This window comes from Stenotrophomonas sp. GL_101, assembly GCF_057835675.1.
Genome location: NZ_CM174432.1, coordinates 164,914 through 191,717 on the forward strand (window position 1 = coordinate 164,914; position 26,804 = coordinate 191,717).

Sequence of the window (26,804 nt, forward strand, 5' to 3'; positions counted from 1 at the left end):
CGGTGGTGACCTACCAGGGTATCTGCGTCACCACCAACGGTGGTGAGCTACCGCAAGGCCGTGGTTACCGGGTGAGCAGCTCGCGTGCATCCTGGCCGGCTTCGCAATGCACGAACAGCACCGGCAGCCCGTGCGATTCCAGCACGGCGGCCATCTGCCGCTGGCGCATCAGGTACTGCTCGTAAATGCCCTGCAGGCGGTCGCAGTCGCCGCTGCCATGGTTGTAGAACGCGCACCAGCCGGCCGGGTCGAACAGTGCCATACGCACTTCGCCATCGGCGTATCGAAGCAGCGGCTCCGGCGCGGCGTCCAGCCATTGCTCGTCCTGCGGCGCCATCAAGGCGGTTTCAATCAGCGGCCACAGCGCGGCCAGGCCCTGGTTGTCGTACTGCATGGACATCATCGCGGCGAGGTCGTTCACCGTGAAGAAGCGTGCGTGTTCGATCTGCGCCCCGAACGCGTTCTGGGCCAGCAACGCGGTATCGGCCTGGGCCATGCCCTGCGCCAGCAGCACCTCCTCCAGCGCCTCGGCCACGGCCTGGGTGCGTGCCACTTCGGTACCGGTCAGCAGGAACGGCACCACCCGCAAGCCACCGCCGGTGAGGGCGGCATCGGCCTGGAAGGGCAGCGGCACATCGCCATCGGCACCGGCGCCGAACGCCAACAGGCGCGCGCCTTCACTACGGCCGGGCGCACGCATCTGCAGTTCTTCCAGGCGGCGGTGGATCGGCCAGCCCGGGCGCAGCACTTCGGCCGGGTCGAAATGCGCGCCGGCGAAGACGAAATCCAGCCCGCTGACGCCAGGCACCAGTTTGGCCAGGTCACGGCCGACGCGTTCGGCCAGTTCTCCGGCCTGTTCGGAAGACAGCGCGGCATGGCGTGGCGGGTCGCCACCAGCCAGTTCCAATGCCAGTACGCCAAGGGCATTCATGCCGGGGTCGGGTTTGCTCATGGTTTCACGGTTGGCCCATCACAGGGCGGCAGCTACACTTGCCCCCATTATGCCTGCTCATTCGTGCAGGCCATGTTGCAGACACCCCTCCCATGCCAGGTATCTCCATGCCCAACGCCCGTCCCGTCGCCATCCTCGGTGGCGTCCGCATCCCGTTCTGCCGCCAGAACACGGCCTATTCGGATGTCGGCAACCTCGGCATGTCGGTACGCACATTGGGCGCACTGGTCGAGCGCTTCGGCCTGCATGGGCAGCAGCTCGGCGAAGTGGCGATGGGCGCGGTGATCAAGCACTCCAGCGACTGGAACCTGGGCCGCGAAGCCACGCTGTCTTCCGGGCTGTCCCCGCTGACCCCGGGCATCACCATGCAGCGCGCCTGCGGCACCTCGCTGGACACCATCATCGCGGTGGCCAACAAGATCGCGCTGGGCCAGATCGAATCGGGCATCGGCGGCGGTTCGGACACCACCTCCGACGTGCCGATCGTGTACGGCAAGAAGCTGCGCGCCCGCCTGCTGGCGGCCAACCGGGCCAAGACCACCGGCGACAAGCTCAAGGCACTGACCCGGGGCTTCAAGCTGAGCGAGCTCAAGCCCGAGTTCCCCGGGGTGGCCGAGCCGCGCACCGGCAAGAGCATGGGCGACCATTGCGAAGACATGGCCAAGGAATGGAACATCTCGCGCGATTCGCAGGATGAGTGGGCGGTGTCCTCGCACAAGAAGCTGGCCGCGGCCTATGAGCGCGGCTTCTTCAGCGATCTGATCGCGCCGTTCCGCGGCGTGGAGCGCGACAACATCCTGCGCGCCGACACCTCGCTGGAAAAGCTGGCCACGCTGAAGCCGGCCTTCGACAAGGTGTCCGGGCGCGGCACGCTGACTGCGGCCAACTCCACCCCGCTCACCGACGGTGCCTCGGCGGTGCTGCTGGCCAGCGAGGAATGGGCGCGCGCGCACGGCCACGAGCCGCTCGCCTACCTGCGCGATTCGCAGGTGGCGGCGGTCGATTTCGTGCATGGCGAAGGTCTGTTGATGGCCCCGACCATCGCCGTGCCGGAGATGCTCAAGCGCAACGGCCTGACCCTGCAGGATTTCGACCTGTACGAAATCCATGAAGCCTTCGCCGCGCAGGTGCTGTGCACGCTGCGGGCGTGGGAAAGCGAAGACTACTGCCGCAACCGGCTGGGCCTGGACGCGCCGCTGGGCAGGATCGATCCGGCGAAAATCAACCTGGTGGGCTCGTCGTTGGCCACCGGTCACCCGTTTGCGGCGACGGGCGCACGCGTGATCGCCACGGCTGCCAAGCAGCTGGCCGAACGTGGCGGTGGCCGCGCGCTGGTGTCGATCTGCACCGCCGGCGGCATGGGCGTGGTGGCGATCGTCGAACGCTGATCAGGTTTGGCGTAGGTGACATCAAGAGGTCGCCCTTTGGCGTCATGGTGTTCACCTAATAAGAAGAACGCCGCGATCTCATCAGGGATCGCGGCGTTTTTTGATTTTTCTCCCTACAGCGGGGATTGCTCAAGTCAAAGCCCCCAAAGCAAGGGCGGCGAGTGCTTACCTATACTGGTTTGGGCCGGTGCGGGTGGGTTTGCGGGACACGCTGCAAGTACATACTTGTAAGCTCCGCCACCGCATCCATGCGGTGGAGGGTCCCGCAAACCCACCCACCCCGGTCCAGCCTGGAAGCCGATGACAGAAGCCGCCTTCTGCATTTCCTTCCATCAGGCGGAGCCTTTGCTCAAGTGAACAGCACTAAGCCCTTGGGCGGCCTTTTCCATGTACGCGGCGCACTCGGTGTCAGACGTTCGTGCCGCGCGCGTCTGCCTCGCCTCAGGGCAGGCGCGGATTACCGAATTCGTCGCGTTCCTCGCGCATGATGTCCTGCGACGGTACCGGTTTGCTCATCAGCGACTGCTCTTCCACGGTGGCGCGCTCGGGTACCACGGCGGCCAGCGGCGTGGCGGCTACTTCGGCGCGGGCCAGCGCCACGCTGTCATCGCCACGCTGCTGGCGCAGCGCATTGGCCAGGCATTGCGCGGCCAAGGCCGGTTCACCGCGGTCGATGAACAACTGGCCCAACGCTTCCCACGCGGCCGGACCGGCACCGGCGGCAATCGCGCGGTGCAGGTAGTCCTCGGCCTGGCTGTGCTGGCGCTGGCGGGTGGCGATGCGGCCCAGCGCCAGCAGCAGTGCCGGGCTGGACGGTTGGTTGGCCAGCCACCGCTGCAGGTTGGCCTGGCGCGTGGCCAGCTTGTCCACCGGCATCTGCCCGTACAGCGTCACCAGCGATTCGTCCCAGCGCGTGTCCAGTGCCTGCTCCAGGTTGAGCAGGGCTGGTTCATCCCAGTCCAGCGCCACCGCCCGCAGGGCGTACGCCGAGACCACGTCCGGGTCGCTGCGCAGGGCCTTGGGCGTGATTTCCCACTGTGCGGCCAGTGCATTCACATCACCGGCTTCCAGCAGCGACTGGGCGGCCAGCCGGGTTTCCAGTTCGGCGACGGCCTCCTCCGGCAATACCTTCTGCTTGCGCAGCGCACCCAACTGGCCGTAAGCCTCGTGCGCGCGTTCGGCACGGGCCAGCGCTTCAGTGCGCAACCACAGGCCACGCGGCGGCAACGGCTGGATCGCCGCCGTGTCGAGCAGGTTGATCGCATCCACCGGGCGCTCCTGCGCCAGCAGGCGTTCGGCCTGCAGCAGGGCATGCAGGGTGGCGTCGTCGGTGGCCAGGCGCTGCAGGTACTGGTTGACCGCAGCCTGGTCATCGCGGGCCTGCGCACTGCGCACCGCCGTCACCATGGCCACCGCGCTCACTTCGTTGTCTTCGGCGGCATTGACCAGCAGTTTCTCCGCGCGCTGCCAATGGCCCTGTTCATGCGCCTGCACGCCTTCGATCAGGCGCGCACGGCCCTGCTTGCGGCGGTAGCGGCCCCACGCCCGGAACGGCGAGGCCAGCAGGCTCCACAGCAGCCACAGCACCAGCAGGCCCACCAGCACCATCAGCGCTACCTGCGGCACCGTGGAACGGTAGTCATTGCCGCCGTAGCGGTAGATCACTTCACCAAATTGGCGCAGCTGGTCGGCACCGAGGAACTGCGAGGCGATCACGCCCAGCGCCACGGCCAACAACAGCACCACAAGGGATTGGAACGGCTTCATCGACTATCTCCCATCGCGCATCGAGCGCAGTTGCTGCAAGGTGCTGCCCAGTTCGGGCAGCGTCGGGCGCAGCACGCTTGTGCGCAGTTGCTGCAGTTCAACACGGCGCTCGCGCAGGGCGGGTGAATCCGGCCACAGGCGCGGCAACCACAGGGCCACGCGGTCCAGCGACTGCTCGAAACCGGCTTGGTCGGCGCGTTCAACCGCCGCCCGCGCCAAGGTCAGTTCAAGCTGCAGCGAATCCCAGGCGGCCACGCGCTCGGCCTCGGTCAGCGGGCCTTGGGTGCGGGTGGGGGTGATGGTCACGAACGGCGCCAGCACCTGCTGCCACCACGGCATGCCCGCCGATGACTGCGGATCGGCATCCACCTGCTCGGGGACCCCTTCCAGTGCCTTGGTGAATGCGGCCAGGCGCTGGTTGACGCCCGCGCCGACCCCGGCACCGAGCGCGTCCACCGCGTTGCGCTCCTGCATCAATGCCTGGCGCAGGTTGAGGTATTCATTGCCCTGCACACCGTCCAGCGCCGCTGCGGCCAGCGCGTACAGGCGCTTGGCGCCCTCCACGTCCTGGGCGAACGCCAGCCGCTGGCCGGCCTGGCTGAGCAGCAGCTCGGCTTCTTCCAGCTGCAGGGCCTGCGCGCCGTGGCGGGTGCTGTCGGCCAGTTTGGCCAGGTTGTCTTCCAGCAACGCGCTGCGCTGGCTCAGGCCCAGTACTTCATCGCGCAGCACGCGGTTGGTGGCGGCCGCATCCTGGACCCGTTGCGAGGTCGAGCGCTGGTCGCGACGAAGTGCCTCCACGCTGGCCAGCAGTGCCTGCACCTGCAGGCCCGCATCGGCCTCGCGCTGCAGCGCGAGGGCCTGTTCGGCCTGCCAGCGGGTCCAGCCCCAGGCGACGCCCGCGCCGATCACCAGCACGACCGCGAGCGGCACGATCCAGCGCAGGGGGCGGGAAGCGGGTGGGGGCGAAACGTCGTCATTCATACGGGCATCCTTGTCGGTCGCGCCGGGGTGTCCACAAGCTGGCGAGCGACGTGGTGCACAGCATCACCCGCGGCCTGCGCGGCCTGCAAGGCCAACGGCGTCGCCTGTTCAGGAATGCGCGGAAGTGATGATCGCCGTGTGTGCAGCCTGCACCAGCTGCCGTGGTAGGGGGCCCTCGGCAACGCTTACCCGGGTAAATCCAGCCGCCGTGGCCTGCGCGGCCAGGCGCGCACTGGCGGCCACCACGCAGGCCTGGCGCACCCGCAGCTGCAGGTCCGCCGGCAGCTGCGCCAACAGCAGCGCCAGCGCGTCGCCGCTGCTCACGGCCAGCGCCCACGGCTGCGGGCTGCGGCGCAACCGCTGCAGCGTACGCGCGGGCAGCGCCAGCGGGATGCGCGTGTAGACATCGGCCCGCTGCAACCGCGCACCGCGCTGCACCAGGGTGGCAGCGATGATGCCGCGGCCGCCCGGTGCGGTGACCAGGCCGGCGTCCAGTCCCGCCAGCGCGGCCAGTTCAGGAAGCGCCAGCAGGCCCTCGCTGTCCATCCGGACCGGTGCCAGCACGGGCCCGGCGCCCTGTGCCTGCAGCGCCGCTGCGGTGCCGGCGCCCACGGCCAGCCAGGTGCCCGGGTGCGGCGCATTCAACGGTTGCAGGCGGGCGGCGGCCTGCACCGCGGCCGGGCTGCTGAACACCACCCGTTGCGCGGCCAGCGCCCGCGCCAGCTGTGCGCGGGTGGCGGCATCGTCGCGCACCTGCAGCGCCCACGGCGACAGCGCCAGGACGCCGGCCCCGGCGGCCTGCGCCGCACGCCGCAGCGGCCCATGCTGGCCGCGCGGGCGCAGGGAAATCAGGGTCCATTCCGGCACATGTGCATCGCTGTTCATTGCGGGCATTATGCGAGCCCTTCGCCGTAACGTTGTCGTATTCGATGTCCACTCCTGAATTCCTGCCGGCGCAGCTGGCGCAACTGCAGCACGTGCTGGACCGCATGCCGCCGGTGGCGGCCATGCAGATCCGAGTCGAGTCCTACGCCGATGGCGTGCTCGACCTGCGCGCGCCGCTGGCCGCCAACGTCAACGACAAGGGCAATGCCTTCGGCGGCAGCCTGGCCTCCGCGCTGACCCTGTCCGGCTGGGCCCTGGTGACGCTGCGCCTGCGCCTGGCCGGGTTCGACGCCGACGTTTACGTCGCCGACAGCCACGTGCGCTACCTGGCGCCGGTCTATGAGGACCTGCACGCCCGGGCGCAGGCCAGCGACGAGGCCGACTGGGACGGCTTCCTGGCCACCTTCGCCCAGCGTGGCAAGGCCCGCATCGGGCTGGTCGCCCGGCAGCCCGGTGCCGCCGGCAAGCCGGCCGCTGAACTGACCGGTCGCTTCGTCGCCTTCGCAAGGCGGTAGGATGTGGCCCTTGCCGATTGGGGAATTCGCATGCGCCGTACGTTACAGATCCTGCTGCTGAGCCTGCTGGCGCTGGCCAGCGTGACGGCCTTGGCCGCCGATCAGAAAATCACCAAGAAGCAGCGCAAGGAACTGGAAGAAACCCAGGTCAAGTACGACTCGACCCTGCGCTGGGGCACCGTGGAGGACGCGCTGCCGTACCTGGACCCGGAGTACGCCAAGCTGCACCCGCTGACCGACCTGGAGCTGCGCCGGTTCGAGCAGGTGAAGATCTCCAGCTATCGCGCCGGGGACAACGTGCCGATGCCCGATGGCCGGGTGGGTCGCAACGCCGAAGTGCGGGTGATCAACAACAACACCCAGTCCGAGCGCACGATGCGGGTCAAGGAAATCTGGCGCTGGGACGTGGAGGGCAAGCGCTGGCTCCAGGCCAATGGGCTGCCGGATCTCTGGCAGGAGCTCTGAAAACCGCGCCGGGCGGGGCTGGACGCCGCTTCGCCTGCATGTGCGACAATCGGCGCCCGCTTATCGACCCGTGATCTGAGTGAATTACGAAGAGTTGCTGGCCTTCGCCGGCCGAAACCCGATGTTGTCCATGGCCCTGGTCGGCCTGACCGTGGCCATCATCGTCACCGAAGTCCGTCGCCTGTTCCGTGGCTTCAAGTCGCTCAAGCCGGCCGAACTGACCCACCTGATGAACGCCGGTGGCGCTGTCGTGGTCGACCTGTCCTCCAGCAGTGACTTTGAAAAGGGCCATATCGCCGGCAGCCGCAACGTGCAGGCGAGCCAGTTCGGCCCGGAGCACAAGCTGGTGGCCAACGCCAGGCAGAGCCCGGTGGTACTGGTGTGCCGGACCGGCACCGCCTCGGAGACCGCCGCCAAGGCGTTGAAGAAGGCCGGTTTCGAGCAGGTCAACGTGCTCGATGGCGGCATTCCCGCCTGGCAGCAGGCCGAGTTGCCGCTGGTCAAAGGCCGCAACTGATTTTGCCCGGATTGCACCGCGCGCCTTGTGCGCGGTGCCACACGCCCGCATAGCAGGGCATGTAACAATCCAACTTATTGCACTTAATTTCTGGAGCTACAGGAAATGTCCGAAGAGACCACCAACGGCGCCGTTGCGCCGGCAGACGCCGCCACCGGCCCCTCGTTCACCGTCGAGAAGATCTACGTCAAGGACGTGTCCTTCGAATCGCCGAACGCCCCGGCCGTGTTCAACGACGCGGTGCAGCCGGAACTGCAGCTCAACCTCAACCAGCGCGTGCAGCGCCTGGGCGAGAACGCCTTTGAAGTGGTCCTGGCCGTCACCCTGACCTGCAAGGCCGGCGACAAGACCGCCTACGTGGCCGAAGTGCAGCAGGCCGGCGTGTTCGGCCTGGTCGGCCTGGACCCGCAGTCGATCGACGTGCTGCTCGGCACCCAGTGCCCGAACATCCTGTTCCCGTACGTGCGTTCGCTGATCAGCGAGCTGATCCAGGCCGGCGGCTTCCCGCCGTTCTTCCTGCAGCCGATCAACTTTGAAGGCCTGTACGCCGAAACCCTGCGCCAGCGCCAGGATCAGGGCGAAACCTCGCTCGCCGATTCCGAGCCGGTCGGCAACGCCTGATCGGCGCTGCTGTCGTTGCGATGAGTACCCACGCAGAAAAAATCGCGGTTCTCGGCGCTGGCTCCTGGGGCACGGCGCTGGCCAGCCTGCTCGCCCGGCACGGTCACCAGACCGTGCTGTGGGGGCGTGATGTGGCGATGGTCGAGGCCATCGACCAGCGCCACGAGAACACCCGTTACCTGCCGGGCATTCCGTTGCCCGCATCGCTGCGCGCCACTACCGATCTTGCCGCCGCAGTCAGCGGCGCGACCTGGATCCTGGTGGTGGTGCCGTCGCACGCCTTTGGTGAAACCGTGCGCGCGCTGGCGCCGCTGCGTCCGGCGCATGCCGGCGTGGCCTGGGCAACCAAAGGCTTCGAGCCCGGGTCCGGCCGTTTCCTGCATGAAGTCGCACGCGAGGTCCTCGGGCCGGACGTGCCGCTGGCGGTGGTGACCGGCCCGTCGTTCGCCAAGGAAGTCACCCAGGGCCTGCCGACGGCGATCACCGTGCACGGTGACGCGCCGGAGTTCGCCCAGCAGGTGGCCGACGCCATGCATGGCCCTGCCTTCCGCGCCTATACCGGCGATGACATGGTCGGTGCCGAGCTCGGCGGTGCGATGAAGAACGTGCTGGCAGTGGCGACCGGCGTGGCCGATGGCATGCAGCTGGGCCTCAATGCCCGTGCCGGCCTGATCACCCGTGGCCTCAACGAAATGCTGCGGCTGGCCGCGGCCATTGGTGCCAAGCCGGAAACGTTGATGGGCCTTGCCGGGCTGGGCGACCTGGTGCTGACCTGCACCGGCGACCTGTCGCGCAACCGGCGGCTGGGCCTGGCGCTGGGACGTGGCCAGAGCCTGCAGGACGCGGTGCGTGAGATCGGCCAGGTGGTGGAATCGGTGCAGACCGCCGATGAAGTCATGCGCCAGGCCCGTCGTCACGGCATCGACCTGCCGATTTCCGAGCGGGTGCGCGCGGTATTGCACGGTGAGCAGACGCCCGAAGAGGGCCTGCGTGCCCTGCTGGCACGCGAGCAGAAACCGGAATACCCGGACACGCTGTTCAAGTAATCCACGAAAACCCGGCCAAACGCAAAAACCCGGCACGAGGCCGGGTTTTTGCGTGGCGCACCGACGAGGTTGCGGCCAGATAAGGTGAAGCCCGGCAGAGCCGGGCTTCAATGGCGCGCGGGAGAGAGGTCACGCGCCATCCAACTGCATCTTGCGTGTTGCGTATTACCGTCGTACCAGTTACCAGGTGAAGCGCGGGCCGACGAACCATTCCTTGTCGCCACCCTTGGCCAGCTTCACTTCGCCAGCCAGGCCCCAGTTCTGGTTGAGCTTGGCCTGGGCGCCGACGCGGCCGTAGAACTCGCCGTCCGGGTTGATGCCGTGCTTCTTGCCGAAATCTTCGTAACCGGCCATTGCGTAGCCTTCGAAGTTCGGGGTGAACGCGGTGCGCACGCCCACTTCGGTCGAGTAGCCGTTGAAGTCCAGGCCGTGCTTCGGATCGAACTTCTGGTAGGCAACGCGTGCCACCAGGTCGGTGGTCGGGGCGATACCGTAGTTGTAGCCCACACCGACCTTCCACTGGTCGACGTCGTTGCTGCCACGCTTGGTTTCCTGCGAGTTGTAATCGCCAAAGACATGGAAGTTCGGCGCCACGGCGACCGAGCCCTTCACGGCCCAACCGTCAGCGTCGCCACCCTTGGCATCGGTCTTCACGTAGCCGCCTTCGACATAGTTGTACGACAGACCGTCGGTAGCCGAAGCAGCGAACGGCAGCGCAGCGAGCAAACCCAGAGCAAGCAGGGAAGTCTTCATATCGGGACACACCTTTAATTATTTTTGGTTTTGCCGACCGCCCCCCTTGGGAGGGGGAGAGAAGGGGCGGTCGACAGGTGTGAATTATCCGTTACGCGCTCTAATCGACCCTGAATATTGAACTGACCGGTGCATGAATGAAGCCCCCGTTCAGGGAACTCGGTTGTGCGGGCTCACGAAAAGGGAATTGCCCTGCGTCTGATCGAGCCGGGCAATCGAGCCGGGCCAGCGGAACCAGATCCATACGTCGAGTCCTTCAACGGCCGGCTACGCGATGAATGCCTCAAGGAGCACGGGTTCCCGACATTGCTTCATGCCCGAACTAGCATCGAAAGCTGGCGGCGAAGACAGATAACATCAGCACTGCACGCTAAACATGACGGCTACCCAGGGCGGGGACGTCGAGGGAGTTCCCAAGTCCATGAGAAGGGTGAGTTCCGATTTCAACCTGGCAGTCCGACTACTTGAGAAGGGAGCGGCGGGGAAAGCGCTGGCCCTTGCGGAGTCGCTGATTGCGTCGAGTGAGGACGAGAGCCGTATCGATGGCTATATGTGCAGCGGGATGATCCATGAGGACGGTGGTGATGAGGTCCAGGTTGATCTTGCTAAAGCCATGGATAGCTATCGACAAGCGGCATTGCTGGCACCAGGCGCCACAACTTACCTGAGTCTGGCCCGTGTCTGCCTGAGGCGCAAAAGATACACCGAAGCGTATCGATTCCTTGACCAGTCCGCGACGTACGAGGTAAGCCCCGAGACTGTTTTAGGCTATGGACACTACTTCGAGGAGTGCGACCCCATGGACCCTGAAAAGGCCAGGCGTTACTTCTTCAAGGCTGCGATGCACGGAAGGTTTGCTGGATTCTTTGGTTACTCCAGGGTGTCCCGTGCAGTGGGACAAAGCTTCCGTGCGCTTCTCATGGATTGCGCAAGAATCATTCTTGGTCCGTGGATTGCGCTGGCCATCGGCGTGCAAGCTCGGTATCAGTTTTGACTGATGTGTTTGTGATGGGGTGGAGTGCTGAAAATAATGGCACTTCTTTGGCCAGTGCTCCGCGGAGCACTGATGAACGAGGCAGGCCGTCAGGTTCGTGCACTGAGGCATGGGGAGCAGGGTATGGTCAGGTTGTTTTCTTCTGTTGTTCTGGCACTGGGTCTGCTGCTGCCTGGTGCAGTGTTTGCCGACAACGGCCAGAGATTCACGGGCACCTATTCCAATGTATGCAGGCATGCCGATTCGGGAGATCTACTTGGATTGGAGCTGTCATTTGTCAGTGAGGCAGACGGTGGCTATGTGCTCGTGCAGAGATACGAGGGTGGCCCCCTTGCTCCTGAGCTCATGAAGATCAAGCGCCGTGGCAACGTTGTCGTGCTGGCGGCCGGAAAGTCGGATTCCATCGTACTGCGCAGGGAAAAGGGGAAGGTACGTGCGACCTATCTCGATGGTCAGCTCAGCTCTATGGGCAGTGCAGATGAAACGCTGGTGTCGTCGCCACCGGTTTGGCAGGGAAAGACGCCCGCCTTATGCAGGTAGCGCTTCCTGACGCTGCGGGGGGCCTTCGTGCGCTGAATGCACCGTTGATGACCTGCGGAGCAGCCAGGCATTCCGCCTTGGATCCCGCCCCCCAATCCTCGGCGTCCAGATCGTTTCGTACCGCAGGCGATACCTCCTCCTTGCCGTCCCCAACCTAACACTGTTAGATTCACCCCCTAACACCGTTAGGTAGATCCCCGTGCGCCCACCCATTGCCCGCGAGAACATCGTCGAGGCCGCCTTCCGGATCCTCGACGAGGCCGGCCTGGAAGGGGTCACCCTGCGCAAGGTGGCCTGCTCGCTGGGCATCCGTGCGCCATCGCTGTACTGGCACTTCAACAGCAAGCAGGCGCTGATCGATGCCATGGCCGATGCCATGATCGGGGAGGTCGCCCGGGACATTCCCGACGGCCAGCCCTGGCGGCAGACCCTGCTGCAGATCGCCCGCGAGTTCCGCCACGCCTTCAAGGCGCACCGCGATGGCGCACGCGTCTATGCGGGCACCTTCCTGGCCACCGAGAACGTGCTGCGGGTGGGCGAGGCCAGCATCGCCGCGCTGGTCGGGGCCGGTGCGCCGGTGCGCTTTGCCGCGACCACCGCGATGGACCTGGTGTACTACGCGATGGGCTTTGTCATCGAAGAGCAGTCCTGGCCCGGCGACGGCAGCATGGCCGCGCTCGGTGAGGCGTTCATGGCCCTGGCCGAGCAGCGCTTCCCGCATTGCTGGCAGGCCCGTGATGTCTGGAGCGAGGTCGATCTGGACACCCGCTTCGAGCAGGGCCTGGGCCTGATGCTCGATGGCATCGAACTGCGCCTGGCCCGCGCTGCCTGACCTGCGACATTCCCTCCTGTTCCTGCTGCTCCCACCCGGAAGCTCACCGATGCGCGCGCCACTCTTTCGATTCACCTCCCTGATCCTGATCGCGGCGCTGCTGGCGGCCTGCGGTGGCAACGATGACAAGGCGTCGGCAGATGCCAGCGCCGACAGCTCGGCGCTGCCGGTCTCGCTGGCCCCAGCGCTGCAGCAGGCGATGGCGCGCACGGTGCTGGTGTCCGGCCCGGTCACCGCCTATGAGGAAATGCAGCTGGGCGTGGAGATCAGCGGCCAACGGGTGACCGCGCTGCCGGTCGACGTGGGCCAGTGGGTCAAGCAGGGCCAGGTGCTGCTGCAGCTGGACCACCGCACCCTGGACAGTGAACTGGCCCAGGCCGATGCATCGCTGCGGCAGGCACAGGCTTCGCAGGAACTGGCACGGCTGAACTACCAGCGCAGCGAAAAGCTGGCCGCGCAGCAGTTGATCAGTGCCAGCAGCCTGGACGAGTTGCGTGCATCGCGCATCAATGCCGAAGCGCAGACCGCCACCGCACGTGCGGCGCGTGACGCGGCCAAGCTGCGTCGCGATTTCGCCGACCTGCGTGCACCGGCCGATGGGGTGATCTCCAAGCGGCTGGTGCAGCCGGGCCAGGTGGTGTCCGCCGGCAGCGAGTTGTTGCGGTTGATCCGCGACGGCCGCCTGGAATGGCGCGCCGAACTGCCCGAGGATCAGCTGGCTGACGTGGTGGTGGGCAACACCGTCGAACTGCCCTATGCCGGTGCGGTGATCAGCGGCCGCATCCGCGCGGTCACCCCCGGGGTGGATGCGCAGACGCGCACCGGCACCCTCTATGCCGACCTGCCCACGCCGGGACCGCTCAAGCCGGGCATCTTCGTGGAAGGCCGCATCGTCACCGGCGATGGCCAGGTGCTCACCATTCCGACTGCGGCGATCGTGCAGCGCGATGGCCACAGCTACGTGTTCAGCGTGAACGACAAACAGCAGGCCACCCGCCATCGTGTCCGCACCGGCCAGGCCGCACAGGGCCGCACCGCGATCCTCGACGGCCTGAAAGTGGGTGATCGCGTAGTGGTGGACGGCGCCGGGTTCCTCGGTGAGGGCGACCGCGTGCGCGTGGTGGCCGATGCCAAGGCCGCCGCCCGATGAATATCTCCGCCTGGGCGATCAAACGCCCGTTGCCTGCGCTGCTGGTGTTCTTCGTGCTGTGCGTGGCCGGCCTGTGGGGGTTCTACAAGCTGCCGGTGGCGCGCTTCCCCGACATCGCCTTCCCGATGACCACGGTGACGGTGACCCAGCCCGGCGCATCGCCCAGCCAGCTGGAGGCCGAGGTCACCCGCAAGGTCGAGGACTCGGTGGCCACGGTCAACAACGTCAAGCGGGTGATCTCCTCGGTCAGCGAAGGGGTGAGCACCACCACCATCGAGTTCCAGCTGGAAGCAGACCTGGCGACCGCGCTGGACGACACCCGCGATGCGGTCACCCGCATCCGCACCGACCTGCCGCAGGACATCCAGGAGCCGGTGATCTCCAAGGTCGATATCGGCGGCTCGCTGATGACCTATGCGCTGGTCGCCCCGCACATGACCGCCGACGAAGCCAGCTGGTTTGTCGACCGTGACATCGCCCGCGCGATGTATGGCGTGCCGGGCGTGGCCCGGGTCACCCGCGTGGGTGGCGTGCAGCGCCAGATCCGCGTGGACCTGGACCCGAACGCACTGATTGCCATGGGCATCACCGCCGGCAATGTGTCCCAGCAGCTGGCACGCATCCAGGTGGAGCGCGCCGGTGGCAAGGCCGAGATCGACGGCGCGCAGCAGACCATCCGCACGCTGGGCACCGTGGGCGACGCGCAGGCGCTGCGCGACTACTCCATTGCCTTGCCGGACGGACGCGGGGTGCGGCTGTCCACCCTGGCCACGGTCACCGATGGCGCGGCCGACCCGACCGAAGCGGCGTTGCTGGACGGCAAGGACGTGGTCGCGTTCTCAATGTCGCGCACGCGCGGCTCCAGCGAGGTCAAGGTGGAGGCGGGCGTGCACGCCGCGCTCGACCAGCTCAAGGCGAGCCATCCCAGCATCGACTTCCGCCTGGTCACCACCGCGATCGACGAGACCCACCGCTCCTACGATTCCTCGATGACCATGCTGTGGGAGGGCGCGCTGCTGGCGTTGCTGGTGGTATGGCTGTTCCTGCGCGACTGGCGCGCCACCTGGGTCTCGGCACTGGCACTGCCCCTGTCGATCATCCCCACTTTTGCGGTGATGTACTTCTTCGGTTTCACCCTGAACATGATCACCTTGCTGGCGTTGTCGGTGGTGGTCGGCATTCTGGTCGACGATGCGATCGTGGAAATCGAAAACATCGTGCGCCACCTGCGCATGGGCAAGCCGCCGCTGGAAGCGGCGCGCGAGGCGGCCGGCGAAATCGGCAACGCGGTGATCGCCACCTCGCTGACCCTGGCGGCGGTGTTCGTGCCGGTGGCGTTCATGCCCGGCATTGCCGGCAAGTTCTTCCGCGAGTTCGGCTGGACCGCCGCCACGGCGGTGCTGTTCTCGCTGCTGGTGGCGCGCCTGCTCACCCCGATGATGGCCGCCTACCTGCTCAAGCCGCACGGCGAGGAGCCGCCGGAGTCGCGGCTGATGACCTGGTACCTGGGCTGGGTGGATGCGGCGCTGCGCCACCGCGGCCGCACGCTGTGGCTGGCCACCGGCCTGTTCGTGGCGTCGCTGGCGCTGGTGCCCTTCATCCCGGCCACGTTCATTCCGCAGTCCGACCTGGGCCGCAGCAACCTCAACCTCGAGCTGCCGCCAGGCACGCGCCTGCAGGAGACGGTGGCGGTGGCCGAACATGCGCGCGGACTGCTCAAGGACATTCCCGAACTGAAGCAGGTCTACACCGCGGTCGGCAGCGTGCTCGACCTGGGCGACCCCAGCGCCACCGGCGTGGGCGAGGCGCGCAAGGCGACGCTGGTGCTCGACTGGGGCACCACCGACACCCGCGACCGCGACCAGCGCGTGCTGGAGCGCGATGCCCGGCACCGCCTGGCCAACCTGCCCGGCGTGCGCGTGAGCTACGTCAGCTCCGAGCCGGGCAACCTGCTGCAGCTGGTGCTCTCCGGTGACGACCCGCAGCGCCTGCAGGAGGCCTCCACCGCGCTGGAACGCGACCTGCGCGGCATCCAGGGGCTGGGCAGCGTCACCTCCACCGCCTCGCTGCTGCGGCCGGAAGTACAGATCGTGCCCAATGCGGCGCGCGCGGCCGACCTCGGCGTGGCCACGGCCGATATCGCCGAAGCGGCGCGCATTGCCACCGCCGGCGACTACGAACAACGCCTGGCCAAGCTCAACCTGCCCGACCGCCAGGTGCCGATCCGGGTCGGCTTCGCCGAGGCCGCGCTGGCCAACCCGGCATTGATCGGGCAGTTGCGCGTCCCCGGCCGCTACGGGCCGGTGCCACTGGCTGCCGTGGCCGAGATCCGCGCCGGCAGTGGCCCGTCGCAGATTTCGCGTTACCAGCGCCAGCGCAACGTCACCCTCACCGCCGAACTCAACGGCCGCCCGCTGGGCGAGGTGATGACCCAGGTGCAGGCCCTGCCCAGCGTCACGCAGCTGCCGCCGGGCGTGAGTTTCCTCAACACCGGCGACGCCGAGGTGTTCGTCGAACTGTTCATCGGTTTCATGCTGGCCATGGCGGCCGGCCTGGTCTGCATCTACATGGTGCTGTTGCTGTTGTTCAACCATGCGCTGATGCCGGTGACCATTCTGGCGGCCGTGCCGTTGTGTGCCGGCGGCGCGTTCGGTGCGCTGTTGATCACCCAGAACATGCTCTCGCTGCCGGCGCTGATCGGCCTGCTGATGCTGATCGGCATCGCCACCAAGAACTCCATCCTGCTGGTGGACTACGCGGTGATCGCCGAGGACGAACACGGCATGAGCCAGCACGACGCGCTGGTCGATGCGTGCCGCAAGCGCGCGCAGCCGATCATCATGACGACCCTGGCGATGGGCGCGGGCATGATGCCGATCGCGCTCGGTTTCGCGGGCGACTCGAGCTTCCGCGCGCCGATGGCGATCGCCGTGATCGGCGGGCTGATCACCTCCACGCTGCTCAGCCTGATCGTGATCCCGGCCGCTTTCACCGTGGTCGATGACCTGGGCGAGTGGCTGTCACGCCGGTTCCGCCGCCGTTCGTCGCATCCGGTGGGTGAGGGCACCCCATAGCGTGCTGCCGCAGGGCATGGCCTCACGGCTCCTGCGGCGGCTGGATCATCTTCCAGCCGTTGCCGGAGGGATCGCGAAAACCGGCATCCACGCTGCCGTAGCGGTCCACCGGGGCCTGCATGAACTCCACGCCGAGCGCGCTCAGGCGTTGATGGGTGGCCCGGCAGTCGGCCACGCGCAACACCAGTGGCGGCATGGCGCCCTTGGCGACCAGCGCATCCAGCGCCTGCGCCGTGGCGGCATCGTGGACCGGCGGGCCGGGCCGGAACAGGCCGAGCTGGACACCGGGCTGGTCGGGGTACTGCACCGTCAGCCAGCGGTAGTCGCCGTTGCCCACGTCGGTATGCAGCTGGAAACCGAGCTTTTCTACGTAGAACGCCAGTGCCTCGTCCTGGTCGCGCACGTACAGGCCAACTACATTGATACCGTCCATCAGGGAACCTCCGTCGTGTGAGGTTGCTTTGTAGCAGCCGCCTTTCGCCGCCGCTTCTCCGAAACTGCGCTGCCCAGGTCCGGCCGGCCGGACGCCCGTGCCAGGCACTCCGGTGCCGGAGCCGGTGACAGGGGCAGTGTGCGGGCGCGCAGCTCGCCCGGACTGCAGCCGGTGATGTCATGGAAGATGCGCCCGAACGTGCCCAGGCTGCTCCAGCCGGTCTGGTAGGCGATCTCGGTAATGGGCAGCGCGGTATCCCGGCACAGGGCGATGGCACGCTCGATGCGACGCGTGAGCAGGTAGCGATGCGGTGGCAGTCCGAAGGCCAGCTTGAACTGCCGGGCGAAATAGGCCGTCGATACCGCGCTCACCTGCGCCAGCCGCTGGATCGGCCAGGCCTCGTGCGGCGCCTGGTCCATGCGGTCCTTGGCGCGCAGCAATCGTCGCAACAGCGCTGGACTCTGGTTCATCGCACCCTCGTCTGATGGTTCGCCTGCGCCCTCGGGCCCGGTGGTGCGGCCAGCTTCCGCAGCGTCTCGCGTCATTCCGCGCAGTGTCGCGCGATTGCCACGCAGGTGCCACGTGCAGGGTAGCGCGCGCGCCGGGCATTGCCGCGTACACGGAATGCAAGCCCGATGTCATGGGGAAGTCACCGGCGATGTCGATACTCCGCCGGTCGCCCACTACCCCCCCTGACCGATGCGCGCCTCTGGCCCTTGCCCTCGTATTTCCCTGCTCGCCCTGCTGCTCGGCACCGCCGTGCAGGCGATGGCGGCTGACACCGCCCCAGCCCCCGCCGACGATGCGCGCACCCTCGACCAGGTGCAGGTGATCGGCCAGGCCACCAGCTACGCCAAGACCACCGTCAGCCAGCAAGCGCTCAACCGCCAGCAGATTCTGAGCAGCGTCAACGATGCGCTCAACGAGTTGCCCGGCGTGGTGGTCAGCGAGGCCGATGCCACCGGTTCGTCGGTGTGGGGCACGCAGATCAGCATGCGGGGCTTTGTCACCAACCGCGATACCCAGCAGATCGGCACCACCATCGATGGCCTGCCCAATGGCGGCTCCGGCTATGGCGGCGGTTCGATGGCCAACCGCTTCATCGATACCCTGGACCTGGAAACGGTGGAAGTGAGCCAGGGCACGGCGGACATTTCCTCGCGGTCCAACGAAGCGCTGGGTGGCACGCTCAACTTCCTCACCAGCGACCCGCTGGCCGAAAGCCGGCTGCGCATGGTGGCCGGCGGTGGCGACCACGACGCCCGAAAATACTACGTGCGCTACGACACCGGCCTGCTCGGCGGACACACCCGCGCCTGGGTCAGCGCGTCCTCGGCGCGGGTCAACGACTGGATCGACGGCAGCGGCCATGTCAGCAACGACAACCTGGCTGCCAAATTCATCACCGAGCTGGACCGCTGGACACTGAGCGGCTACGCGTCGTACAACGATGCCGACGAGCCGGAGTACACCAGCGTGACCCCAGAAGCGTTCGCGATCAATCCCAACCGCGATGGACTGACCGGCACCCTGACTGGCATTCCGTACCTGGACCAGAACTACCGTTCCGGCTCGCGCGCGCTGCGCGAGAACACCTTTGGCTACCTGCGGGGGGCGTTCGACAGCGGCAACGGTTTCAAGCTGTCGCTGACCGGCTATGCGCACCGCATGGAAGGCCGCGGCGACTGGTTGCCGCCGTACCTGGTGCAGGCCCGCGCCGATGGCCCCGGCCAGCCCGAATCGGAGTACCGCGGTGGCGATACCGTCTACGGCGGCAGTGCGCTGGGCCAGTTCTATTTCGTCAATCCCGATGGCAGCGCCGCGCAGATGCGTGCCGGCTGCACGCCGCGCGCGGGCTTCAGCGCCGAATACGATCCGAACTGCTATGCCGCCGGGGTGCAGGGCGTGCAGTCCTACCGGCATTCGCACTACGACAACGACCGTGCCGGCTTTACCGCCGACATGGAGTGGAAGCAGACCCTGGGCGAGGTCGACAACAGCGTGCGTGCCGGCGTCTGGGTGGAGCAGTACAAGCGCAGCGTGCGCCGCGACTGGCACCGCCTGCTCAACGTGGGCACCGACATCGCCTTCGACCACCGCCCGTACTGGGTGCAGTTCGAAGACCGCTACAAGACCGACGAGCAGATGTACTACGTGGAAGACGTCGCCCGCATCGGACCGTTCAGCGCGCGCGTGGGCGTCAAGCAGTTCTTCGTCGACCAGAAGCGCACCCGCGTGATCGGTTCGGCCGAAAACGTGCGCTCCGATTCCCGCTCCGATCCACTGCTGTCGGCGGGCGCGACCTGGACCTTGCCGGTGGATGGGCTGGAGCTGTTCGGTGGCTACTCGCAGAACTTCGCCGCGATCCCGTCCGGGGTTCTCGGTGAAACCGATGCGCAGCGCTTTGCCCGGGTCGAGCCGGAAACGGCCGACAACATCGAGCTGGGCCTGCGCATCAGCCGCTGGCCGTTGACCGGCGCGATCACCGTGTACAACATCAAGTTCGACAACCGCATCGTCTACCTGCCGGCGCGCCTGGCCGACGGCATCGACTACCTGGACGAAACCGACGGCGTCTACGAGAACTTCGGTGGCGTGGAAAGCAACGGCGTGGAAGCCGCGCTGGGCTATGGCTGGGACAGCGGCTGGCGCCTCAACGGGGCCTATACCTACAACCGGTCCAAGTACCTGGGCAGTGGCAATGTCGCGCGCGATACCGAACTGGGCATCGTCGACGGTGCGCAGGTGATCGGCCAGCCGCGCCACACCCTGGTGGTATCGGCCGACTGGCAGGGCGAACGCTGGAACTTCGGTGTGTCCGGACGCTACCTGGGCGAGCGCTACCTCAATGCCGCCAACAGCGCGCGGCTGCCGTCGGCCACGGTGTTCAACGCCAATATCGGCTTCGACCTGCAGCAGCTGTCGCCCAAGCTGAAGGGGGTGGGTGCGAACCTGGTGGTCAGCAACCTCACTGATCGCAAGTACCTGGCCGGCGTGGACGGCAGCAACGCGGCCTTCATCGGCGCGCCGCGCACGCTGGGCTTCTCGGTACGGGTCGACCTGTGAGCGATGAGCGCCGGCGCGTAGCGGACCCTGGACGCCGCCGGTTGCTGCAGGCCGGCATGGCCGGCGGCTTCGCCGCGCTGCTGCCGAGCATCGCCCGGGCGGCCGCGATCGCGCCGGATGCGCGTAGCCGCAGCCTGGACGATGTGCAGCACATCGTGGTGTTCATGCAGGAGAACCGGTCGTTCGACCATTACTTCGGCACGCTGGCCGGCGTGCGCGGCTTCGGTGATCGCTTCGTTGCACCGGCCGCGCCGCTTGGCCCGGGCCAGCCGCCGCGCACGCTGTGGCTGCAGCCCAATGCGGCCGGTACCGGGACCATCGCGCCGTTCGCACTGGATACCGCCGCGCACTTCGGCCACATGCGCGTGGAGGGCACCCCGCACACCTGGCCGGATGCGCAGCGGGCCTGGGACCACGGGCGCATGGCGCACTGGCCGGCGGCCAAGCAGGACCACGCGATGGGCTATTTCGGCCGCGCTGACATGCCGTTCCAGTTCGCGCTGGCCGATGCCTTCACCGTGTGCGATGCCTACCACTGCGCGATGCAGGCCGGCACCAATCCCAACCGGCTGTTCCTGTGGAGCGGGCACAACGATCCGCTCGCCGGTGGCGGCGGCCCGGCGGTGGCCAACTCGCATGACAATTTCCCCGAGCTGGGCGGGCATCCCGCGTCGTACACCTGGACCACCTACGTCGAGCGCCTGCAGCAGGCCGGCGTGGACTGGCGCATCTACCAGGACATGGCCGACAACTTCACCGACAACCCGCTGGCCGGGTTCCAGCCGTTCCGCCAGGCATGGCGTGGCGCACCCGGCCACGATGCCGCGTTGCGCGAACGCGGGGTCAGTACGCGCGGCTTGGCGCAGCTGCGCGAGGACGTGCTCAAGGGGCAGCTGCCGCAGGTCAGTTTCATCATCGCCGATGCTGCCGGCAGCGAGCATCCCGGGCCGTCCAGCCCGGCGCAGGGGGCGGCGTATACCGCGCGCGTGCTGGATGCGCTGACCGCCGACCCGCAGGTCTGGAGCCGTACCGCGCTGCTGCTGATGTTCGATGAAAACGACGGCTTCTTCGACCACATGCCGCCACCGGCACCGCCATCGCGCGATCCATCCGCCGCTGGCGGGCTGGCCGGTGCGTCGTCGGTATCCACCGAGGGCGAATACCATCAGCTGCCCTCGCCGGGCAATGAAAAAGCCGACCCGCTCGCGCTGCGCGGCCGCCCCTACGGGCTGGGTCCGCGCGTCCCGCTGTACGTGATTTCGCCGTGGAGTCGCGGTGGCTGGGTCGATTCGCAGGTGTACGACCACACCTCGGTGATCCGCTTGATCGAACGTCGCTTCGGTGTCGCCGCACCGGACCTGTCGCCGTGGCGGCGCGCGGTCTGCGGTGATCTCACCGGCGCGTTCGACTTCACCCACAGCGACCACCGCCCCTTCATCGCCTCGCTGCCGCCCACCGCCGACACCGCCGCGCGTGCGGCGGCATTGCCCGGGCGCACGCTGCCGACCCGGCCGGAGGCGCAGTTGCTGGCGCAGCAGGAACCCGGCGTGCGCCCGGCACGCGCGCTGCCCTACCACCCGCAGGCCACGGTCGCCGTGGTGGCCGGCAGCGTGCAGCTCACGCTGGGCTGCGAAGGCGCCCCGGCGGTGCTGCAGGTCTATGACTGCCTGCAGCTGCAGGCGATCCCGCGCCGCTACACGCTGCTGCCAGGGACGCCACTGGAAGGGCGCTGGACGCTGGATGCCACCCACGGTTACGACCTCTGGCTGCTCGGGCCCAATGGCTTCCATCGCCGCTATCAGGGCGCTGCCGGTGCTGTTGTGCCGCTGGTCGCGCGGGTGGATCGCTCCGATGCCGGCCTGCGCCTGCGCCTGCACAACCCGGCGCATACCGCACAGGCGGTCACCGTCAGCGCTGGCGCCTACGCCGGCAAAATGCCGGAGCGCCAGTTGCAGCTGGCCGCCCAGGGCAGCGTGGAGATCCTGTGGGATGCCGTGCCCACCGCAGGCTGGTACGACCTTCGGCTGCAGCAGCCCGGTGCGTCGCAGCGCCTGGCCGGTCGCGTCGAAGATGGCCGCCCGGGCAGCACCGACCCGGCGATGGGGGCCGAGCCGATGCGCATTGAACCGGGCTGACCGGGCGCGAACCGGTCATGTGCGCGGCTGAATGCCGTCAAGGGCGGTGGTGCCGGTCCTGCCGGCTGCCGTCCACGCCCGCAACCCCATCACCGCCAGCCCCACGAACACCACGTACAGCGCGGCGGTCACGGTGAGCGACTTGACCACGTACATGCCCACGTAGACCACGTCCACCAGGATCCACAGCCACCACGTGGCAACGTGGCGGCGCGCCTGCCACCACTGCGCCACCAGGCTGAGCGCGGCCAGCATGGCATCCAGCCACGGCAGCGCGGCGTTGGTGTAGGTGTGCATGGCCGCGCCCAGCGCGATGCCGAACAGCACGCCGATGCCCACGTCACGCAGCAGGCGGGTGCGCGACAGCGGCGCGATGACGATCTGCCCGTCCTGCTGCGCGTGCCGGCGCCAGCTGGCCCAGCCATAGACCAGGAAGCCGCCGAACACCACCTGCAGCAGCGTGTCCGAGTACAGCCGGGCCTCGGCGAACACCAGCGCATACAGCGCCACCGACACCAGGCCGACCGGCCAGGCGAGCATCCGCCGCCGGGCCATCAGCCACACGCCTAGGATGCTGCAGGCCACCGCCGACCATTCCAGGACGGCCGGGTTCATAGCGCGAACGTCACCGACAGGCGCGCCTGCCGCGGTGCGCCGGCGAACAGGTAGTAGTCGCCATAGCTGCTGCCGGTATCGCGCCAGTAAAACCGGTTGAACACGTTGTCCACCGACAGGTTCCAGGTCACCGCGCGGTCGCGCAGCTGCTGCTGGAAGCGCAGCCCGGCATCGACCACGTGGTAGCTGGGCACGCGCACGCTGCCATCCACCGTGGCGGCATTGGAAGAGGCATAGCGCCAGCCGCCGGTAACCGCCAGGCCGGTCGCGAACGGCAGCTGGTAATCCACGTGTACCGCCGCACGCGCCTTGGGCACGTTGACCAGCTGGTGGCCGTCGTAGGCGGCCGTGCCGGCGTTGCGCGCGCGGGCCTGCAGCACGCTGGCGCTGGCGGTGATCCGCAATGCGTCGGAGAGCTGGCCGTTGGCGGTCAGCTCCAGCCCGGTATGGGTCTGCTGGCCTTCCTGCACGAAGGTGTAGCCGGCGTCGCTGTCATCGGGCTTGGCGTACTGGAACGGCTGGCCGGTGCGGAACAGCGCCGCGCCCAGGGTCCATGCATCGCCGCGGGCGTACTTCACGCCCATTTCGAGCTGGCGCGATTGCACCGGCGGCAGGTAGGCACCGTCGTTGGAGGTCCAGAACGGCGCCTCCTGGCCCAGCGAAATGCCGCGCACGTAACTGGCGTAGGCGGTGACGCTGTCGGTGGCCTTCCACATCAGCGCGGTCTGCGGCAGGAACCGCGACAGGCGGCTGCGGCGCTCGGGAGTGCCACGCTTGTCATAGGCGCGTTCGTCCAGGCGCACGAAGCGGCCGCCGGCCAGCCATTCCCACTCGCCCAGGCCGATGCGGTCCAGCACGAACAGCGCGTCCTGGCGGCTGTCCAGGCGGCGCGCGGATGCGCCGGGCACCAGCGGCGACGGCGCGAATGCCGGCACCTGCGCATCGTAGATGTTGGCCGTGCCCACGTACTCGTTGACGTTCAGGCGCTTGTCCACGGTACGCCGGAAGCCATCGGCGCCCACGCTCAGCTGGTGGTCGACCGCGCCGGTGGTGAAGCTGCCGCGCAGCTCGGCGCGCACTTCCTGGTTGCGACGGGTGTCGTCGGGGCTGCGGTAGTCGTAGATGTCGTAGTCGCCGTTGGGCGCGAAATAGTTGCCCGGCACGCTGCCATCGGCGCAGCCGGCGGCGTAGTAGCAGCCATAGGCGAAGGCGACGTTGTCGTCGATCACCGTGCGGCTGTGGCTGGCCGATACCCGCGACTGCCAGCGGGGACTGAAATCGTAGGTGTGCAGTGCGGTGATGTTGGTGCTGTCGATGCCCACCGGCTGCTGCCACGGCTGGTGGCCGAGCATGCGCGAACGGCGCACCTGGCGCGGCAGTACGGTGGCCCCCAGCAGCTGGTAGCCCGACGCCGAGCGCTGCGCGCTGGTCTGGTAGTTGGCGTCCACCTCAAGCTTGCCGTGCTCGCCGATCAGCCAGTCGGTGGCCAGGGAGTAGAAGTTGCGGCGGCCGTCGGCGTTGTCGATGTACGAATCGCTGGCATCCCAGGCGGCGTTGAAGCGCACCCCGATGCGCGGCGTCAGCCAGTGGCCGACATCGACGGCGGCGTAGCGCGAGCCTTCCGAATCGGTGCCCAGGGTGAGGTTGCGCACCTCGGCCGGGCGCTTGCCCACGTAGTTGATGATGCCGCCCGGCGCCATCACCCCGGCGGCCAGCCCGGCCTCGCCCTTGAGCACCTCCACCTGCTGGATGTTTTCCAGCGCCAGGCGTTGTTCGCCGGCGATGCTCAGGCCGTTGAAGCGGTAGCCGGTGGCGGTGTCCAGCGCGAAGCCGCGGATCGCGATGTTCTGGTAATACCCCTCCGGGGCATAACTGTCGCCGAGCGAGGCATCGTTGCGGGCCAGTTCGGAGAGCGTGCGCACCTGGCGGGTATCCAGCAGCTGGCGGTCGAGCACGTTCATCGAGGCCGGCGTGCTTTTCCAGTCGCCCACGCCGAAACTGGTGCTCTGGGAGGGCGTCGCGCTGTCCTGCCGGGCCTGCACGCGGACGGCGGCAAGCTCGGTGGGGGAACGGTCCGGCACTTCCGCGGGGGTGTCACGGGCATGCAGCGGCAACGCGGTGCACAGGGCAAGGGCGAGCAGGGTGGGGCGCAGGCAGCGGTTCATACGATTCGTCATCAGCAGGGGGAGACGAAGCGACGGCGCACGCGCGCACCTGCCCATGAAGGAGGTGTGCCCGCTGCTCAAAGCTCCCTACGCCGGTGCAAACCGGATCAGGTTCCAAGGGACTCTCTCAGCCTGGTTATCCAGGCACCCCCGCTTCAGCGGCTATTTCACCACAAACGGCGGGGATCCGCTCGGCAACGCTCAGGCCGCCGCGTGCAGGGCGGCCAGCAGGCGCTGCCCGTGCGGGCTGCCGAACCACTGCGTGTGGCCCAGCAGGAAGGTCCGGTAGGCCACGTCCGCGTTCGCGCTGGAGTGGGTGATCCCTTCAAAATAGTCCACCTCGGACAGGGCGAAGTCGAGGTGCACCACCGGCAGCAGGTCAGCCAGCAGCTGCACCCGCTCGGCCGACAGCGGCAGCACCTGCCGGTAGCCGTCGAGCAGGGCGAGTGCGATGTCCACGCGCACCGCCTCTTCGCCGTGCGCCACGTCCAGCCAGGCGATGGCGTTGCGTTCGATCGCCGTGGCCAGGTCGAACAGCGCGCTGGTGGGCGAGGCCAGGCCGAAGTCGAGCACGGTTGCCACCGCTGCCGCGTCACCGTCGCCGCGCCACAGCAGATTGGACACATGCCAGTCGTTGTGGGCCCACAGCCGGGGTTCGGCCTGCAGGCGCCCGGCCAGCCCGGCATGCCAGGGCAGCACGATGCGATGCAGCTCGTCCTGCCAGGCGGTGCGCGCCAGGTACTGCGCCAGTCCCGGGCGTTGGGCCAGCTGGCCGGTCAGCAGGGCGACCGGATCGGCAGCGCGGATCAGGTCGTCGCGGGCCACCAGCAGGTGGGTACTGCGCTGGGGCGCCGTGTAGGACGCCGCGGCCTGGTGCAGCGTGGCGAGCATGCGCCCGGCGTGGTGCGCGTGCGCCACGTCGGTGGCGTGGGTCCACGAATGTGCCTCGCGGTAAACATCCTGGCCGGCGCCGACGGTATGCAGTTCATAGGTCCACTGGCCGTGTTGCACCGCGCGCTGGCCGGCGTGGTCGGGCAGCACCGTTACCACCGGCACGCCGGCCGCCGCCAGGTGGGCCATGAAACGATGCTCTTCGCTCAGGCCGGTGGCATCGCGCACGCTGCGATGGTGGCGCTTGAGGAAGAACGTGCCCTGGGCCGTGGCCACGATCGCAGCGGCCGACAACGGGCGCGGGCTGTGCCAGAGCAGCTGGCAGTGGCCGCCCAACGGCGGGTATCGGGTCTGCAACCAGGCGATTTCAGCTGCGCTGATCGGCGGCCAATCGGCGGCCACCGCATCGTTGTTGAGGCCTTGGACGCGGTGGGGAGTGTGGGTCATGGCAAGGGGATCGGGACATGCGGTGCGGCGCCGGGGGCGTCAGGGTACCGCGTGTGCGCTGACGCCCCCGGCCGGTTCAGCGTGGTCTGTTTACCACCCGCGCCCGTGGCGGCGATCCCAATCGCGGCGGTCGCGCTGTTCGCGTTCCCAGCGGCTGCGCTCGTAGCGGCGATCATGGCCACGGTCGTAACCGCGGTCGTAGCTGTAGCGGCGATCCTGGCGGCGGTCGTCGTAACGACGGTCATAGCGGTGATCGCGGTGATCGCGGTTGTCGCGGTTGTCGCGGGTGGTCAGGTTGCCGATCGCGCCACCGGCCACCGCGCCGCCCACGGTGGCTGCGGTGTCACCGTTGGAGAGCAGGTGCCCGGCCACGCCGCCCACCACGGCGCCGACCACGGTGCGCTTGTCCTTCCGGGACATGGCATTGGCATCGCCAAGGGTGGCCAGGCCCGCGGTGAGGGCCAGCGCGATGGCCAGGCCACGAAGGCTGAGTGCGGAACTGTTGAACATGGTCGGTTCTCCTGTCGGATGCTTGCCACGCTCGCCGCTGGACATTGCCGGAACATTGCCTT

24 protein-coding genes, 1 pseudogene and 1 riboswitch are annotated in these 26,804 nt (G+C 67.9%); of the genes and pseudogenes, 14 read left to right on the forward strand and 11 right to left on the reverse strand.

Going from position 1 to position 26,804, the window contains the following annotated elements; genetic code table 11:
- Positions 1–64: 64 nt before the first annotated feature.
- Positions 65–952: a hypothetical protein gene (locus AC3IR9_RS00715; protein ID WP_489293369.1), complete on the reverse strand. Its 888-nt coding sequence runs from the start codon at positions 950–952 to the stop codon at positions 65–67.
- Positions 953–1,044: 92 nt separating this feature from the next.
- Between AC3IR9_RS00715 and AC3IR9_RS00720 the strand changes: the two genes are divergently transcribed.
- Entirely contained in the window at positions 1,045–2,340 is a 1,296-nt protein-coding gene (locus tag AC3IR9_RS00720; RefSeq protein WP_489293370.1) for an acetyl-CoA C-acetyltransferase, read from the forward strand.
- A gap of 441 nt (positions 2,341–2,781) precedes the next feature.
- Here AC3IR9_RS00720 and AC3IR9_RS00725 read toward each other — a convergent pair whose 3' ends face one another.
- The 3 genes from AC3IR9_RS00725 to AC3IR9_RS00735 form a co-directional block, all read right to left on the reverse strand.
- Positions 2,782–4,107: a heme biosynthesis protein HemY gene (locus AC3IR9_RS00725; RefSeq protein ID WP_489293372.1), complete on the reverse strand. Its 1,326-nt coding sequence runs from the start codon at positions 4,105–4,107 to the stop codon at positions 2,782–2,784.
- A 3-nt stretch (positions 4,108–4,110) separates the two neighbouring features.
- Positions 4,111–5,088, reverse strand: coding sequence for a uroporphyrinogen-III C-methyltransferase (locus AC3IR9_RS00730; RefSeq protein ID WP_489293373.1), 978 nt, complete (start codon positions 5,086–5,088; stop codon positions 4,111–4,113).
- 108 nt (positions 5,089–5,196) lie between these two features.
- Entirely contained in the window at positions 5,197–5,973 is a 777-nt protein-coding gene (locus tag AC3IR9_RS00735; protein WP_489293374.1) for a uroporphyrinogen-III synthase, read from the reverse strand.
- Positions 5,974–6,017: 44 nt separating this feature from the next.
- Here AC3IR9_RS00735 and AC3IR9_RS00740 point away from each other — a divergent pair, with 44 nt between their 5' ends.
- The 5 genes from AC3IR9_RS00740 to AC3IR9_RS00760 all read left to right on the forward strand — a co-directional run bounded on the left by AC3IR9_RS00740 (position 6,018) and on the right by AC3IR9_RS00760 (position 9,137).
- The gene (locus AC3IR9_RS00740) at positions 6,018–6,488 is read left to right on the forward strand and encodes a YiiD C-terminal domain-containing protein (protein WP_489293375.1); all 471 of its coding nucleotides are present in this window, start codon (positions 6,018–6,020) and stop codon (positions 6,486–6,488) included.
- A 30-nt stretch (positions 6,489–6,518) separates the two neighbouring features.
- Complete coding sequence (locus AC3IR9_RS00745; RefSeq protein WP_489293376.1) at positions 6,519–6,953, forward strand: hypothetical protein; 435 nt, start codon at positions 6,519–6,521, stop codon at positions 6,951–6,953.
- 79 nt (positions 6,954–7,032) lie between these two features.
- Positions 7,033–7,470 carry a rhodanese-like domain-containing protein gene (locus AC3IR9_RS00750; RefSeq protein ID WP_489293377.1) on the forward strand — a complete coding sequence of 146 codons (438 nt, stop codon included), beginning with the start codon at positions 7,033–7,035 and terminating at the stop codon, positions 7,468–7,470.
- Positions 7,471–7,575: 105 nt separating this feature from the next.
- Positions 7,576–8,091: a protein-export chaperone SecB gene (gene secB, locus AC3IR9_RS00755; RefSeq protein WP_489293378.1), complete on the forward strand. Its 516-nt coding sequence runs from the start codon at positions 7,576–7,578 to the stop codon at positions 8,089–8,091.
- 20 nt (positions 8,092–8,111) lie between these two features.
- A complete protein-coding gene (locus AC3IR9_RS00760; protein ID WP_489293380.1) occupies positions 8,112–9,137 on the forward strand; it encodes an NAD(P)H-dependent glycerol-3-phosphate dehydrogenase in 1,026 nt (341 codons plus the stop codon).
- A gap of 180 nt (positions 9,138–9,317) precedes the next feature.
- On the opposite strand, the gene AC3IR9_RS00765 is transcribed toward AC3IR9_RS00760, so the two are convergent.
- The gene (locus AC3IR9_RS00765; RefSeq protein ID WP_489293382.1) at positions 9,318–9,890 is read right to left on the reverse strand and encodes an OmpO family porin; all 573 of its coding nucleotides are present in this window, start codon (positions 9,888–9,890) and stop codon (positions 9,318–9,320) included.
- A 162-nt stretch (positions 9,891–10,052) separates the two neighbouring features.
- On the opposite strand from AC3IR9_RS00765, the pseudogene AC3IR9_RS00770 reads away from it, so the two are divergent.
- The 6 genes and pseudogenes from AC3IR9_RS00770 to AC3IR9_RS00795 form a co-directional block, all read left to right on the forward strand.
- Positions 10,053–10,235, forward strand: a pseudogene (locus AC3IR9_RS00770) (integrase core domain-containing protein); the annotation flags it as partial.
- Positions 10,236–10,320: 85 nt separating this feature from the next.
- Positions 10,321–10,884 carry a tetratricopeptide repeat protein gene (locus AC3IR9_RS00775; RefSeq protein ID WP_489293384.1) on the forward strand — a complete coding sequence of 188 codons (564 nt, stop codon included), beginning with the start codon at positions 10,321–10,323 and terminating at the stop codon, positions 10,882–10,884.
- Positions 10,885–10,956: 72 nt separating this feature from the next.
- Positions 10,957–11,424 carry a hypothetical protein gene (locus AC3IR9_RS00780; protein ID WP_489293386.1) on the forward strand — a complete coding sequence of 156 codons (468 nt, stop codon included), beginning with the start codon at positions 10,957–10,959 and terminating at the stop codon, positions 11,422–11,424.
- A 199-nt stretch (positions 11,425–11,623) separates the two neighbouring features.
- The gene (locus tag AC3IR9_RS00785) at positions 11,624–12,256 is read left to right on the forward strand and encodes a TetR/AcrR family transcriptional regulator C-terminal domain-containing protein (RefSeq protein WP_489293388.1); all 633 of its coding nucleotides are present in this window, start codon (positions 11,624–11,626) and stop codon (positions 12,254–12,256) included.
- 49 nt (positions 12,257–12,305) lie between these two features.
- The gene (locus AC3IR9_RS00790) at positions 12,306–13,406 is read left to right on the forward strand and encodes an efflux RND transporter periplasmic adaptor subunit (protein WP_489293389.1); all 1,101 of its coding nucleotides are present in this window, start codon (positions 12,306–12,308) and stop codon (positions 13,404–13,406) included.
- Positions 13,403–16,480, forward strand: coding sequence for an efflux RND transporter permease subunit (locus AC3IR9_RS00795; protein ID WP_489293391.1), 3,078 nt, complete (start codon positions 13,403–13,405; stop codon positions 16,478–16,480). The genes AC3IR9_RS00790 and AC3IR9_RS00795 overlap by 4 nt, the downstream gene beginning before the upstream one ends.
- Before the next feature lie 22 nt (positions 16,481–16,502).
- On the opposite strand, the gene AC3IR9_RS00800 is transcribed toward AC3IR9_RS00795, so the two are convergent.
- Together AC3IR9_RS00800 and AC3IR9_RS00805 are read right to left on the reverse strand one after the other, a co-directional pair.
- Positions 16,503–16,913, reverse strand: coding sequence for a VOC family protein (locus AC3IR9_RS00800; RefSeq protein ID WP_489293393.1), 411 nt, complete (start codon positions 16,911–16,913; stop codon positions 16,503–16,505).
- Positions 16,913–17,383, reverse strand: coding sequence for a helix-turn-helix domain-containing protein (locus tag AC3IR9_RS00805; RefSeq protein WP_489293394.1), 471 nt, complete (start codon positions 17,381–17,383; stop codon positions 16,913–16,915). Before AC3IR9_RS00805 ends, AC3IR9_RS00800 begins: the two co-directional genes overlap by 1 nt.
- Before the next feature lie 229 nt (positions 17,384–17,612).
- Here AC3IR9_RS00805 and AC3IR9_RS00810 point away from each other — a divergent pair, with 229 nt between their 5' ends.
- A complete protein-coding gene (locus tag AC3IR9_RS00810) occupies positions 17,613–19,979 on the forward strand; it encodes a TonB-dependent receptor (RefSeq protein WP_489293396.1) in 2,367 nt (788 codons plus the stop codon).
- Between the two features lie 56 nt (positions 19,980–20,035).
- Positions 20,036–22,114 carry a phosphocholine-specific phospholipase C gene (locus AC3IR9_RS00815; RefSeq protein ID WP_489295949.1) on the forward strand — a complete coding sequence of 693 codons (2,079 nt, stop codon included), beginning with the start codon at positions 20,036–20,038 and terminating at the stop codon, positions 22,112–22,114.
- A 15-nt stretch (positions 22,115–22,129) separates the two neighbouring features.
- Here the strand turns inward: AC3IR9_RS00815 and pnuC are convergent, their stop codons facing one another.
- The 4 genes from pnuC to AC3IR9_RS00835 form a co-directional block, all read right to left on the reverse strand.
- Positions 22,130–22,729 (reverse strand): nicotinamide riboside transporter PnuC, encoded by a 600-nt coding sequence (gene pnuC / locus AC3IR9_RS00820; protein ID WP_489293398.1) that lies wholly within the window; start codon positions 22,727–22,729, stop codon positions 22,130–22,132.
- Positions 22,726–24,894, reverse strand: a complete 2,169-nt coding sequence (locus AC3IR9_RS00825; RefSeq protein ID WP_489293400.1) for a TonB-dependent siderophore receptor — start codon at positions 24,892–24,894, stop codon at positions 22,726–22,728. The genes pnuC and AC3IR9_RS00825 overlap by 4 nt, the downstream gene beginning before the upstream one ends.
- Before the next feature lie 67 nt (positions 24,895–24,961).
- Positions 24,962–25,056: riboswitch (TPP riboswitch) on the reverse strand.
- A gap of 39 nt (positions 25,057–25,095) precedes the next feature.
- Positions 25,096–26,232, reverse strand: a complete 1,137-nt coding sequence (locus AC3IR9_RS00830; RefSeq protein ID WP_489293402.1) for a phosphotransferase enzyme family protein — start codon at positions 26,230–26,232, stop codon at positions 25,096–25,098.
- Positions 26,233–26,322: 90 nt separating this feature from the next.
- Complete coding sequence (locus AC3IR9_RS00835; RefSeq protein WP_489293404.1) at positions 26,323–26,742, reverse strand: glycine zipper 2TM domain-containing protein; 420 nt, start codon at positions 26,740–26,742, stop codon at positions 26,323–26,325.
- Positions 26,743–26,804: the final 62 nt, after the last annotated feature.